Raw genomic sequence first — 13651 nt, 5'->3', positions numbered from 1 at the left:
CTGGTTATGGATCATTTGCGGAATCTGATGCTCCGTTGTGCAGGACCGGGACTCATATATTGAACCTCCGCGATTGGGAGAGTTTCGATGGACGCGGCCGGCCGCAAGGCCCATTGGGAGAACGTCTACACGACGAAGGGCGAGAGCGAGGTCAGCTGGTTTCAGCAAAGCGCGGCACCTTCGCTCGACCTGATCGTGCAGGCGGGCGCAACGCGTGAGTCCGCCATCATCGACATCGGCGGCGGCGCTTCGCGGCTGGTCGACAGTCTCATCGAGCAGGGCTTTGAGGATGTCACGGTGCTCGATCTGTCCGCCGCAGCTTTGACCGTCGCGCGCAGCCGGCTTGAGAGTCATCTCGGCGCCAGCGCAGAGAAGGTCGGGTGGATCGTCGCTGATGTGACGACCTGGAAGCCGGCGCGGACCTACGATATCTGGCATGACCGGGCGGCCTTCCACTTTCTCACCGACGCCAGCGATCGCGAAGCCTACATCGCCTGCCTCGGGTCTGGCCTGAGGATCGGCGGTCACGCCATCATCGCCACGTTCGCGCCCGACGGCCCGGAGAAATGCAGCGGCCTGCCGGTCTCGCGCTACGACAGCGCGAGCCTCGGCCAAACCCTCGGCGCAGCGTTCCAGTTGGTTGATACGCAGCGGCACGAGCATTCCACGCCCTGGGGCGCGCGGCAGGCCTTTCAGTTCAGCATATTCCGGCGCGAGGGCTGATCCGCGCCCGCGGCGCGCCCTAATGCGCCATGCCGCGCGCCAACTCCTGGCAGGCCTCCATGCAGCGGCGGCAGCTTTCGGCGCAGATGCGACAATGTTCATGCAGGGCGGCGTGCTTCTGGCATTCCTCTGCGCACAGCCGGCAGGCGGCGGCGCAGACACTGAGCATGCGGCGCATCACTTCGTCGTCGGAGCCGGTCCGGCGGGTCATGATGCGGCCGGTGATGTTGCAGATGTCGGCGCAATCGAGATCCAGCCGGATGCACTGGGTCAGCTCCTGCACCATGCGCTCGGACAGGCAGGCATCCGCACAGGAAGTGCAGATCTGGGCGCAGGAGTAGCATTCCTCGATGCAGCGGATCAGGGCGTCGTTGACCTGGCCCTGGACGGCCGGGTGGGTGCCGATCATTTCGCGGGCATGCATGGCTGGGCTCCTTGGCTGCGGGGCAGACCGCTAGCGGGGCGGTCACCCCTTCAAGTCGTGGCATCGAAAAATGTTCTGGCGGCGCTGAATTCGGGCCGCGGCTGGTTGAGTCATCGCGAATGCGACCTTCCACCGCCAGGATGTGTTAAGGAAACCCGCGACTTCGTGATGGAACTTCGCTTCCCATCGCGGGCCTTGGTGTGCGAAACTGGCGCCGTGAAAGGTTCGATCCACCTTAGCCGGCTGCTGGCGGTCCTCGTGATCGTTGGTCTCGTCATTGCCCCGCTCACGGCGCGGGCGAACGCGAGTGGTATGGCATCGATGGCGATGACGTCGATGGCCGATGACGCAGCCGCCATGGCCGACGACATGCCGTGCTGCCCGGATAAGTCGGCGCCCGCCGATTGCGGCCAGTGCCCGTTGATGGCGCTGTGCGTGTCGACGACGTTGCAGGCGCCGCTGCCGGCTGCTGTCACCGAAATCCGGCCCGTGACGCTTCGCATGCTGCTCCCCGGCAGTGATCCCGAAACGGAAGGCGTTGGATACTCACCTCCGCCAAAACCTCCCCGATCCCAGGTCCTTTCGGCGTAACGCCGAATCGTGCGCGGCGCCTTGCGGCGCGCGTGCCATGCCGCCATGGCGGCTGACCCAGGAGATCGAGGATACACTGATGAAAGCTCTTCCGTTTTCGCGCGGCCTGCGGGTCGCGCTGACCGGCGTTGCCCTGAGCTGCGCCGTCACCGTCGCGTTTGCCGACATCAAGGATTACGAATTCAAACTGGTCGAGCCGACCGTCAAGGTCGGTCCCGGCCAGACGATCGCGGTCAAGCTGGAAGACAAGCGGACGGGCAAGGCCGTTCCCGACGCAGTGATCTTTGCGACGCGTCTGGATATGGCGCCGGATGCCATGCAGGAGATGGTGAGCGAGTTGACGCCGCTGCCGGGGTCGGAGCCGGGCACCTACCGCTTCAACGCCGACTTCACCATGGCCGGCCGATGGCAATTGTCGCTCGGCGCCAAAGTGCAGGGTGAAACTGGCACCGTCGATAACAAGCTCGTCATTCAGGCCGACAAATGAAGCTGTCAGCTCAGATTGCGATTGCTGCTGCCGTGACGGCGGCCGTGGTCGCCGGCGTTATCGCGCGCCCCTATCTCTGGCCGGGCGGAGAGCCGAAGCATGCGCATGTAGTGGGTCAGGCGAACGCTCCGGTGGGCCCCGCGATCTACTATCAGGATCCGGACGGCAAGCCGTTCTACTCGCTGACACCGAAGAAGACGGCGGATGGCCGCGATTACCGTGCCGTCCCTCGGGGCGCTGACATCAGTTTTGACGATCCCGAGGAGAGCGCGGCGGCGGCACCCACCGGCCGCAAGATCAAGTACTACCGCAATCCGATGGGTCTGCCGGATGTCTCTTCGACGCCGAAGAAGGATTCGATGGGGATGGATTACATCCCCGTCTATGAGGGCGAGGACAGCGACGACGGATCGGTCAAGGTCTCGCCGGGCAAGATCCAGCGCACCGGAGTCAAGTCGGAGCCGGCCGCCCGTCGCGTGATCCGTACGACAGTTCGCGCCCCCGGCACCATCCAGCTCGATGAGCGCCGCGTCTCCGTGATCGCGATGCGCGCCGAAAGCTATGTCCAAAAGGTCGCTGATGTCACGACCGGCGCGCATGTCGTCAAGGGTCAGCCGCTGATGGAGATCTACAGTCCTGCGATATCGTCTGCTGCGGCGGAATACATCTCGACGCTCAATTCCAAGGTCACCGGCGGAGGTGAAGGAGCCTACGGCAGGGGATCGCGCCAGCGGCTGATGAATCTCGACGTGCCGGAAGCGGCCATCGTTACCATCGAGAAAGGCCGCAACGTTCCGATCGGGATCGAATGGACCTCGCCGCGCGACGGCATCGTGCTTGAACGCAACGTGGTCGAGGGCATGCGCGCCCAACCGGGCGAGACTTTATTCCGAATTGCCGATCACTCGGTGATGTGGGCGATCATCGACGTCGCCGAGCGCGATCTCGGGGCCATGGCCGTCGGCCAGCGCGTCGTGGTGCGCGCACGAAGTTTTCCGGGCCGGGAGTTCTCGGGCAAGATCAGTGTGATCTATCCGCAGATCATCAAGGAGACGCGGACGGCGCGCGTGCGCGTCGAACTCTCCAATCCGGAGCTGCTGCTGATCCACGACATGTATGTCGACGCCGAAATCGAGACCGGCAGCGGGGCGGCCGTGCTGGCCGTTCCGGAAAGCGCGGTCATGGATACCGGCAGCCGGCAGGCGGTGCTGGTCGACAAGGGGGAAGGGCGGTTCGAGCCGCGCGAGGTCAAGCTCGGCCATCGCGGCGAGGGCTATGTGGAGATCCGCGAGGGGCTTGCCGATAACGATCCGGTGGTGACGTCGGCCAACTTCCTGATCGATGCCGAAAGCAATCTGAAGGCGGCGCTGAAAGGCTTTGCCGAGGGGACCCAGCCATGATCGCCCGTCTCATCGCGTGGTCGGCGCGCAACATTGTGCTGGTGTTCTTCGGCACCGGCTTTGCTGCCGCCGCCGGTCTCTACGCGCTCGCGCATCTGCCGCTCGACGCCATTCCTGATCTCTCGGATACCCAGGTGATTGTCTACACCGAATATCCGGGCCAGGCGCCGCAGGTGATCGAGGACCAGGTCACCTATCCCCTGACCACGGCGATGCTCACGGTGCCGCGCTCCAAGGTGGTGCGCGGGTTTTCGTTCTTCGGCGTGTCGTTCGTCTATGTCATCTTCGAGGACGGCACCGACATCTACTGGGCGCGCTCGCGCGTGCTGGAATTCCTCAACGGCGCGGCCTCGCGGCTGCCGGCCGGCGTGACGCCGACCATCGGCCCCGATGCCACCGGTGTCGGCTGGGTCTACCAATATGCCGTGATGTCGAAAGAGCTGAACCTCTCCGACACCCGCGCCATCCAGGACTGGAACCTGAAATTCGCGCTGGCGAAAGCGGAAGGCGTCGCCGAGGTCGCGAGCGTCGGCGGTTTCGTGCGGCAATACAACGTCGTCCTCGATCCGCAGCGGATGCGGGATCTCGGCATCACCATGCAGAAGATGCGCGATGCGATCCGCGCCAGCAACGCCGATGTCGGCGGCCGCACCGTCGAACTCTCCGAATTCGAATACGTCATCCGCGGCAAGGGCTATCTGAAGGGGATCAACGATCTCGGCAATATCGTGCTCAAGGCCAGTAACGGCACGCCGGTGCTGCTCAGGGACATCGCCCGCGTCGAGCTCGGGCCAGACGAGCGCCGCGGCATAGGCGAACTCAACGGCGAGGGCGAAGCGGCCAGCGGCATCGTGCTGCAGCGTTTTGGCGTCAATGCGCTGGATGTGATTCACAACGTCAAGAAGCGGTTTGCCGAGATCGCAAGCAGCCTGCCGAAATCGGTCGAGATCGTGCCGGTCTATGACCGCTCCAACCTGATCAACGCCGCCATTGCCACGCTCAAGAACACGTTGCTGGAGGAGTGCATCATCGTCGCATTGGTATGCATCGTGTTCCTGTTGCACGTCCGCAGCGCGCTGGTCGCGATCCTGATGCTGCCGGTCGGCGTGCTGATGGCGTTCGGCGCGATGAAGCTGCTCGGCATCGGTTCCAACATCATGAGCCTGGGCGGCATCGCGATCGCGATCGGCGCAATGGTCGATGCTGCCATCGTCATGATCGAGAATGCCCACAAGCATCTGGAGCGGGCGGAACCAGGCCAATCCCGCGTGACAATCCTGATCGAGGCGGCATCGCAGGTCGGGCCGGCGCTGTTCTTCAGCCTGTTGATCATCACCGTCTCGTTCATGCCGATCTTCACGCTGGAGTCGCAGGAGGGGCGGCTGTTCAGCCCGCTCGCCTTCACCAAGACCTTTGCGATGGCGGCGGCGGCGCTGTTGTCGGTGACGCTGGTGCCGGCGCTGATGGTGCTGTTCGTGCGCGGCAAGATCATGCCGGAGCACAGAAATCCGATCAACCGCTTCCTGATCTGGATCTATCGCCCGGTCATCAAGGGCGTGATGCGCGCGAAAATACTGGTGATCCTGATCGCGGTCGGCATTCTGGCCGCAACGGTGTGGCCGGCCCGGCAGCTCGGCACCGAGTTCATGCCGAACCTGAACGAGGGCACGCTGCTCTATATGCCGACCACGCTGCCCGGCCTTTCCGTCACCAAGGCCAGCGAATTGCTGCAGGTGCAGGACCGGATCATCCGCAGCTTTCCGGAGGTGGACTCGGTGTACGGCAAGGCCGGCCGCGCCGCGACTGCGACCGATCCGGCGCCGACAGAGATGTTCGAGACCATCATCAACCTGAAACCGAAATCCGAGTGGCGGGCAGGGCTGACGCTGGAAAGCCTGACGGCGGAGATGGACAGGGCGTTGCAGTTTCCCGGCGTCTCCAACGCCTGGACGCAGCCGATCAAGGCGCGCATCGACATGCTCTCGACCGGTATCCGCACCCCGATCGGCGTCAAGGTGATCGGCACTGATCTGGTCGAGATCGACCGCCTGGCCAAACAGGTCGAGCAGGTGCTGCGGACGGTGCCGGGCACATCCTCGGCCTATGCCGAACGAGGCATCGGCGGCTACTATCTCGATATCGTGCCGGACCGCGCGGCGCTGGCGCGTTACGGCATCATGGTGCAGGACGTGCAGGATGTCATCGCCACCGCGCTCGGCGGCCAGACCGTGACGACCACGGTCGAGGGCCGGCAGCGCTTCTCCGTCAACATGCGCTATCCCCGCGACCTGCGTAGCGACCCCACCGCCATCGCGCGCGACGTCCTGGTGCCAATGCCCGCAGGCGGCGCGGTGCCGCTCGGCGAGGTCGCAAAAGTCTCGCCCGCGCGCGGGCCGACCTCGATCCGGACCGAGAACGGCCAGCTCGCGGTCTATGTCTATGTCGATATCAGGGATCGCGACATCGGCGGTTATGTCGCCGACGCGCAGGCGGCAGTGAAGGCCAGCATCGAGTTTCCGCCCGGTGCCTACGTCATGTGGAGCGGGCAATATGAATATCTGGAGCGGGCCACGGCGCGGCTCAAGATCGTGGTGCCCGTGACGCTCGCGATCATCTTCCTCTTGCTCTATCTCAACTTTCGCTCGCTGACGGAAACCCTGATCGTGATGCTGTCGCTGCCGTTCGCGCTGGTCGGCGGCCTCTGGCTGATGTGGTGGCTCGGCTTCAATCTGTCGGTCGCTGTCGTGGTCGGCTTCATCGCGCTGGCCGGCGTTGCCGCCGAGACCGGTGTGGTGATGCTGATCTACCTCGACCAGGCGCTCGACCAGCGACGGGCGCGCAAGGCGGCCGAAGGCGGTGCGCTGACGCGCGCCGATCTCTACGACGCCATCATGGAGGGCGCGGTGGAGCGGGTGCGTCCGAAGATGATGACGGTGGTCGCCATCATGGCGGGCCTGTTGCCGATCATGTGGAGCACCGGCGCCGGCTCGGAGATCATGCAGCGCATCGCCGTGCCGATGATCGGCGGCATGATTTCGTCGACGCTGCTGACGCTGATCGTGATCCCCGCGATCTACGCGCTGGTCAAAGGGGCGGGGATCGGAAAGGTGTCTGTAACGAAAGTTGAGCCCGGACAAGCAGGAGCCGCTGTAACCTAGGCGCTGTTTGCAGCGTGGCGATGACCTTTTGGCGGGACTCCCGCCCCAAACCTGTGATGCGTTTCACCATCGCCGCAAAAAAGATCGGATAGGCTCAGCTACCCGGCTGGGCCGGGCGTACGCGTCCGTTGATCCATTTTGGATCGCATCCATTCCGGGTCCCATCCATTTTGGGTCCCATTTGCATACTCCGTTCCGGGAGGAAAATGTGCCAGATGCTGCAAGAAGTCATGCCGTGGTTATTGGCGCCGGCATGGCTGGCCTTACGGCCGCTCAGGCGATCTCCAGGCATTTCGGAAAGGTCACGGTCATCGAGCGGGACGTGCTTCCCGCCGAGGCCGAGCCGCGGAGGGGGACACCGCAATGCCAGCACGCCCACATGCTGCTCGCGGGTGGGCTGAAGGCGCTGCAGACGCTGTTTCCGGGGTTTGAGAACGATCTGGCGGAAGCTGGCGCGGTGAAGATCCGTGCCGGGAAGGACCTCCGCTTCGAACGCCCCGGCTTCGATCCATTCCCCATTCGCGATCTCGGCTTCGATATTTTCAGCATGTCACGCCCGCTGCTCGAAGCCGTTACGCGGCGACGGGTCCTACAGGCCCCGAACATAGGTATTTGCATGCGCTCCCGCGTGACCGGACTTGTCGCCGCGCGCGATGCGACTCGGATCGAGGCGATCCGTTATGAAAGCGGGGATGGTCCTGCTGTAACTGTTGAAGCCGACCTGGTGGTTGAGGCCTCCGGCCGCTGCGGCCTGACGCTGCAACTGCTCGAGGAGCTCTCTCTCAAGAGGCCCGAAGAAACCGAGATCGGCATTGATCAGGCGTATGCGAGCACGATCCTCGAGCGGCCGCTCGATCGCAATGCCGACTGGCTCGGCAATATCGTCCTGCCGTCCGCACCCGACAGCAGCCGCGGGGCGTTCCTGTTTCCGATCGAGAAGCAGCGATGGCTGCTTTCCATCGGAGGCAATCATGGCGATGCGCCTCCGGACGACCGCGCGGGATTTATGGATTTCGTCAGGAGCCTGCGCACTTCGACGATCTATGGCGCGGTCAAAGACGCGCGTCCGCTGACGGATATCGTCCGCTACCAGTTGCCGTGCAGCATACGGCGCCATTTCGAGCGGCTGGAGTCGTTCCCGGCAGGATTGCTTGCGATTGGCGATTCCGTTTGCCGCTTTAATCCGGTTTTCGGCCAGGGCATGAGCGTGGCGGCGCAGGAAGCCGTGATCCTGGGCCGGTTGCTGGCGGAAGATGTCCCGATGGACCGGCTGGCGCGCGACTTCTTTGCCGCCATCCAGGACACCATCGCAACGCCGTGGGGCGTTGCCGTCTCCGATTTCGTCTACCCCGCCACGCGCGGCGTTCGGCCCGCCGATCTAGCGCAGCGCTTGCAATACGGTATGGCCCTGACCAAACTCGCCGCTGACGATCCCGAGGTACACCGGCTGACGACGGAAGTCTCGCAATTGCTCAAGCCGCAGGCCGCCTTGCGCGAGCCGGCGCTCGCGGCGCGCGTGATGTCGCTGATGTGACGGGCAAGGATGGGGGAGCGTGATGGACTTTGTCACCGTGAAGAACGGAGCGATCGAGCTTAATGTATCCGTCAGCGGCTCGGGCCCGCTGATCGTCTGCGTCCACGGTTTCCCGGAACTCTGGTACTCCTGGCGGCACCAGATCGCGCACTTCGCGGCACGGGGGTTTCGGGTGGCAGCCCTCGACGTGCGTGGCTATGGGCGAAGCTCGAAGCCAGTAGAAATTGCGGCCTATACGCTGCGTCATCTCGCATCCGACGTCGTTGCCGTGATTGAGCACATCGGAGATGGCCCGGCCGTTCTGTTAGGCCACGACTGGGGCGCGCCCATCGTGTGGCACACCGCAATGCTTCACCCCGACAAGATCAGGGCGGTAGCTGGCCTTAGCGTCCCGTACCGGCCGCGCGGACCTGCGCCTTTCATCGAGCTCGCGCGATCCGTCTACAAGGGACGATTCTTCTATCAGATCTACTTCCAGGAAGAGGGCGCCGCGGAAGCCGAACTGGAGGCCGACATCGCAGGCGCCCTGCGCAAGGTGTATTTCGCGCTGTCTGGGGCGGCGCCCCACAACAAGTGGCTCGAGCCGAAGCCTCCGGAGGCAAGGGTGCTCGATGGGCTCGTCGATCCGGAGTCTTTCCCAGGCTGGATGGATGAGGCCGATATGGCCGTCTATGTCGATGCCTTCAGGGCCGGTGGCTTCCGCGGTCCGCTCAACCGGTACCGCGCGCAGACAATCGATTTCGCCGAACTGGCCGAATTGAGCGGGCGCAATGTTGCGCAGCCGTCGGTCTTCATCGCCGGCGAACGCGACCCCGTGCGCGCCTTCGTCCCGGGCGTCGACCTTTACGCCGACCCCGGAATCGCTTGCTCAGATTTTCGCGGGTCCACCATCATCCCAGGTATCGGACATTGGGTGCAGCAGGAAGCGCCAAGAGAAACTAACGCGGCGCTCGAAGCGTTTGTGCGCGGACTGTAGCGGAGGCGGCGCCTTGCGCGACAAGTTTCGCCGAGCGTGGACGTCGGATCTAGAGAGATATCATCTAACGCTTCTCGCCACACGTTCCACGTGCTGGCGTCGGCAGGATCGACGCCGTCAACAGCAGCGGTAACTCCGTTGGCGTACCCCGCGCAAAGAGCACGACGCAGCCTGCCGGCGCTCGCTGCGGCCAGAAAGCAAGATGACAACTTGAGGCGATGGTGGCAGAATGGTGGCAGACGTGGTTTGAAGACCAGGCGACTAAGAACAACGAAGAAAAAGCGATCGCCGAAGTCACGTCGTCCAAGGGAGGAGATAGCTCATGAAACGCTTGTTTCTGGGGTTGATCGCCGTTGCCCTGATCGCTTCGGCGTTTGTCGTATCTACCACTGCAGTCATGGCGCAGACGAAGGTGCTGAAGATGCAGGCCTCATGGCCGGCATCGCTCACGCTCTATGATAACTTCACCTACTTCGCCGAACGGGTGAACAAGTTGTCGGCCGGCACGCTGAAGATCGACGCGATGCCCGCCGGCCAGGTCGTGCCGGCCTTCGAGGTGCTGGACGCGACCCACAAGAAGGTGCTCGACGGCTCGCATGCGTGGGCCGGTTACTGGACCGGCAAGAACAAGACCGCGATCCTTTTCACCGGTGGTCCCGGCGGCACCTTCGGCATGGACTACATGGACGTGATGGGCTGGTTCTATCATGGCGGCGGGCTCGAGCTTTACAACGACTTTTATCAGAAGGAGCTCAAGCTCAACGTCGTCGTGTTCCCCATCCTGCCTGCAGGGCCGCAGGCGTTCGGCTGGTTCAAGAAGCCGATCCAGACGGTCGAGGACATGAAGGGAATGAAATGCCGCCAGACCGGCATGGCCGGCGAAGTGTGGCAGGCGCTCGGCTTCACGGTGGTCAACATGCCGGGCGGCGAGATCATTCCCTCCGCGCAGCGCGGCGTGATCGATTGTGCGGAATGGGTCGGCGGCATCGAGGACATGCAGCTCGGCTTCCACAACGTCTGGAAGTACCACTATTCGCCCGGCCTGCACGAGAACGTCACGGTCGGCGAAATCGTGATCAATGGCGATGTGTGGAAGGAGCTCAGCCCGCAGCACCAGGAGATCATCAAGTCGGCGGCCAACGAGACATTCCTCGTCTGGTGGACCAAGTGGCAGCGCCAGAACGCCGATGCGCTGATTGAGATGCAGCAGAAGCACGGCGTACAGATCCTGCGCACGCCAACCGAGATCCTGCTGACCTTCATCAAGAAGTGGGACGAGATCGCGGCGGCCGAGGGCGCCAGGAACCCGTTCTTCAAGAAGGTGCACGACTCGCAGAAGGCCTATGCCAGCGCTGTGGTGCCGTACAAGCGGTCCTATTTCCCGCCATACTCCTTCATGGCGAACTACTACTTCCCGGTCGAGAAATAGGGCTTCGTCCGAGGGCGGCCGGTTGGGCCGCCCTCCATTCGCTGGCGGGCGGCCTGCGTCACGCCGCCGTCCGCGCCGCACGAACGATCGGCGGTAGGGGGAGGGATGGCTGAGGCAACAGACAGGCAGTCGCCGGCGCTGCTGGCCATGATCCGGATCATCGACGGATTCACGGATCGAACCGGCACGATCATCTCGTGGCTGGCGGTGCCGCTGGTTCTGGCCGTCGCCTACGAGGTTGGAGCGCGCTACCTGTTCAACGCGCCGACCATATGGGCCTACGATGCAACCTACATGCTCTACGGTTCGCTGTTCATGCTCGGCGCCGCTTACGCGCTGCACAAGGGCGCTCACATCCGCACCGACTTCTTCTGGGAGAAGTTCTCCATCCGCAGGAAGGGTTTTATCGACACGATCTCCTATATCGTTTTCTTCTTCCCAAGCCTGATCATGCTGTTGCTGATCAGCTGGAACGAGTTTCATTACTCCTGGCAGATCAACGAGATGTCAGACCAGACACCGTGGCGGCCGGTGCTGTGGCCGTTCAAGTTCGTCGTGCCGCTCGCCTGCCTGTTGCTGCTGATCCAGGGCGTGTCCGAGTTGATCAAGAGCATCTACATGGTGCGCACCGGCGTCGAGCTCGAGCACAAGGAGAAGGTCGAGATATGACCGCGGAAGCGCTCATCGGCCTCATCATGCTCCTGGTGCTGCTCGGAGCGATTTTCATCGGCGTGCCGATCTCGTTCACGCTGCTGTTTCTCGCCTTTGCGTTCGGCTACCTTGGCATAGGCGCGACGGTCTTCGACCTTGCCTACTTCCAGACCATCGGCCTGATGAAGGAGGAACTGCTGGCCGCCGTGCCGCTATTCATCTTCATGGGTTTCATCACCGAACAGGCGGGGCTGATGGAGCGCCTGTTCACGGCGTTCCGCATGCTGCTTGCGCCGGTGCGCGGCGCACTCTTCCTCGTCGTCATCCTGACCTCGACCGTGTTCGCGATGGCGACGGGCATCGTCGGAGCAGCCGTCACCGTTCTTGGCATCATGGCCTCGCCGATCATGACGAAGGCGGGTTATGACGCCAAGCTTTCAGCGGGCACCATCACTGCGGGCGGCACGCTCGGCATTCTCATTCCCCCGTCGGTCATGCTGATCGTGATGGGGCCGGTGCTCGGGGTGTCGGTCGCCGATCTCTATGCTGCAGCTTTCGGGCCGGGCTTCCTGCTGGCCGGCCTCTACATCGTCTATCTGATGGGCCGCGCCTTCATGAACCCTAAACTCGGGCCGCCGGTGCCAAAGGACGAGCGGATCTACTCGGCGGGGTACATTGCGCGCGAGGTGATCGTCGGCACGCTGCCCCTGATCGGGCTCATTACTGCGACGCTCGGCTCGATCATCGGGGGTCTTGCGACGCCGACGGAGGCCGCCGGCATCGGCAGCGTCGGCGCGGTGATCCTGGCCATCGCATATCGCAGGTTCTCGCTCGGCGGACTGCAACGAGCGCTGATCTCGACGATGGCGACGTCGAGCATGGTCCTGCTGCTGGCGGTCACGTCGAACATTTTCGGTGCAGTGTTCGCCCGCCTCGGCTCGGCGAACTGGATCACCGAGACGATGCTCGGCCTCCAGTTGCCGCCAAGCCTCATGCTGATTGTCGTGCTGTTCCTCATTTTCCTGCTGGGTTGGCCGTTTGAGTGGCCAGCCATTATCCTGGTGTTCCTGCCGATCTTCTACCCCGTCGTGAAGGGCATGGGCATCGACCTCATATGGTTCGGCGCATTGGTTGCGGTGGTGCTGCAGACTGCCTTCCTGTCGCCGCCGGTCGCCATGTCGGCGTACTATCTCAAGCAGGTGGTCAAGGGCTGGAGTCTCGCGACGATTTACGCCGGCATGTTCCAATTCATGATTCTGCAAGTGATCTGCGTCGGGCTGATGATCGCCTTTCCGGGCATTGCGACCTGGTTTCCGCATACACTGCATGAGGCATCGCGCAGTCAGGTGATCCCTGAGGAGCACAGGAAAATCCTGGAACAGCAGAAGCGGGCGCCGTCCCTGGAAGACGACGACTGGCTGACGCCAAAAAAGAAGTAGCCGGGCGTTGTGCGTACCGGGTGACGCCCGCACGGCTCCAAAAGCCGGCTGTGGCGAAAAGGGCGACGAACGGAAGCGGTATTGCGACCAATCGATCGGATCGTAATGTAGTCGACGACGATCCATTTTCCTCCAATCCTGGCCAGGTCGGAGAAGGACGATCGGGTGGTTCCGCCAGCCATGTTGACCTAGATCAAACTTCGCGTCGCGGTCCAGGCGTTCGCTGCCGGCATGACCGCTGAGCCTACGGCCGGCTTGGCGGCGTGCAGCTCGGCGAGGCTGAGAATGCGGCCTTGGCCGAACATTCCGGCGCTCCCGGGGTTTAACAGGCCTGATCGGCCAAACACCGACTGAAACACAGATGTCACGGAGGCCAAAATGAGCCGCGGAATGCCATCGATGACTGCACTCCTTGGGATGCTTGCCCTTGCGGGATATCAAAATCGCGACAAGCTCGCGGAAATATTCAACAGCGCTGTGGGATCCCCTTCCAAACCCGAAGGCGGCAAACAGCCGCCGGGGCAAAGTGATGTGCTGAGTAACATGCTGGGCGGTGCGGGTATCGGAGGCCTGCTTGGTGGCGGTCTCGGCGAATTGTTCGAACAATTCAAGAAGAACGGTCAAGGCGAGGCTGCGGAATCGTGGATCGGCCACGGCCCCAATAAGGAGATTTCGCCTCCCGAGCTCAAGCAAGCCATCGGTCAGGATGTTTTGGCGACGTTGACGCAGCAGACGGGACTTTCGCAAGAAGAAATTCTCGACCGACTTTCGCGAGAACTGCCAACAGCCGTCGACAAATACACGCCGGACGGTCGTCTACCTCCGCGCGACGCTTAATT

The 13651-nt window shown here is 63.1% G+C and carries 12 protein-coding genes; 11 read left to right on the top strand and 1 reads right to left on the bottom strand.

Annotated elements, in window-relative coordinates:
• Window positions 1-87: 87 nt before the first annotated feature.
• Window positions 88-723 (top strand): class I SAM-dependent methyltransferase, encoded by a 636-nt coding sequence (locus AC0QUY_RS16290; RefSeq protein WP_475387570.1) that lies wholly within the window; start codon window positions 88-90, stop codon window positions 721-723.
• Window positions 724-742: 19 nt separating this feature from the next.
• On the opposite strand, the gene AC0QUY_RS16285 is transcribed toward AC0QUY_RS16290, so the two are convergent.
• Complete coding sequence (locus AC0QUY_RS16285) at window positions 743-1147, bottom strand: four-helix bundle copper-binding protein (RefSeq protein WP_475387569.1); 405 nt, start codon at window positions 1145-1147, stop codon at window positions 743-745.
• A gap of 216 nt (window positions 1148-1363) precedes the next feature.
• Here AC0QUY_RS16285 and AC0QUY_RS16280 point away from each other — a divergent pair, with 216 nt between their 5' ends.
• The 10 genes from AC0QUY_RS16280 (at window position 1364) to AC0QUY_RS16235 (ending at window position 13649) form a co-directional block, all read left to right on the top strand.
• Entirely contained in the window at window positions 1364-1738 is a 375-nt protein-coding gene (locus tag AC0QUY_RS16280; RefSeq protein WP_475387568.1) for a hypothetical protein, read from the top strand.
• A 79-nt stretch (window positions 1739-1817) separates the two neighbouring features.
• On the top strand, window positions 1818-2225 hold the full coding sequence (locus AC0QUY_RS16275; RefSeq protein ID WP_475387567.1) for a FixH family protein: 408 nt from the start codon (window positions 1818-1820) through the stop codon (window positions 2223-2225).
• Entirely contained in the window at window positions 2222-3625 is a 1404-nt protein-coding gene (locus AC0QUY_RS16270; RefSeq protein WP_475387566.1) for an efflux RND transporter periplasmic adaptor subunit, read from the top strand. The genes AC0QUY_RS16275 and AC0QUY_RS16270 overlap by 4 nt, the downstream gene beginning before the upstream one ends.
• On the top strand, window positions 3622-6783 hold the full coding sequence (locus tag AC0QUY_RS16265; RefSeq protein WP_475387565.1) for an efflux RND transporter permease subunit: 3162 nt from the start codon (window positions 3622-3624) through the stop codon (window positions 6781-6783). The genes AC0QUY_RS16270 and AC0QUY_RS16265 overlap by 4 nt, the downstream gene beginning before the upstream one ends.
• Window positions 6784-6811: 28 nt before the next feature.
• On the top strand, window positions 6812-8317 hold the full coding sequence (locus AC0QUY_RS16260; protein ID WP_475387564.1) for an FAD-dependent oxidoreductase: 1506 nt from the start codon (window positions 6812-6814) through the stop codon (window positions 8315-8317).
• Between the two features lie 22 nt (window positions 8318-8339).
• Entirely contained in the window at window positions 8340-9293 is a 954-nt protein-coding gene (locus tag AC0QUY_RS16255; protein ID WP_475387563.1) for an alpha/beta fold hydrolase, read from the top strand.
• 322 nt (window positions 9294-9615) lie between these two features.
• Window positions 9616-10722 carry a TRAP transporter substrate-binding protein gene (locus AC0QUY_RS16250; protein ID WP_475387562.1) on the top strand — a complete coding sequence of 369 codons (1107 nt, stop codon included), beginning with the start codon at window positions 9616-9618 and terminating at the stop codon, window positions 10720-10722.
• Between the two features lie 105 nt (window positions 10723-10827).
• Window positions 10828-11391, top strand: coding sequence for a TRAP transporter small permease subunit (locus AC0QUY_RS16245; RefSeq protein WP_475387561.1), 564 nt, complete (start codon window positions 10828-10830; stop codon window positions 11389-11391).
• Window positions 11388-12812: a TRAP transporter large permease gene (locus AC0QUY_RS16240; protein WP_161854256.1), complete on the top strand. Its 1425-nt coding sequence runs from the start codon at window positions 11388-11390 to the stop codon at window positions 12810-12812. The genes AC0QUY_RS16245 and AC0QUY_RS16240 overlap by 4 nt, the downstream gene beginning before the upstream one ends.
• Before the next feature lie 378 nt (window positions 12813-13190).
• On the top strand, window positions 13191-13649 hold the full coding sequence (locus AC0QUY_RS16235; protein ID WP_161854257.1) for a YidB family protein: 459 nt from the start codon (window positions 13191-13193) through the stop codon (window positions 13647-13649).
• The last annotated feature ends 2 nt before the right edge of the window (window positions 13650-13651 follow it).

It is taken from the genome of Bradyrhizobium sp. WYCCWR15520, assembly GCF_056174665.1.
Note: the sequence above shows the minus strand (reverse complement) of the source record. Positions and strands in the feature narration are given on the sequence as shown.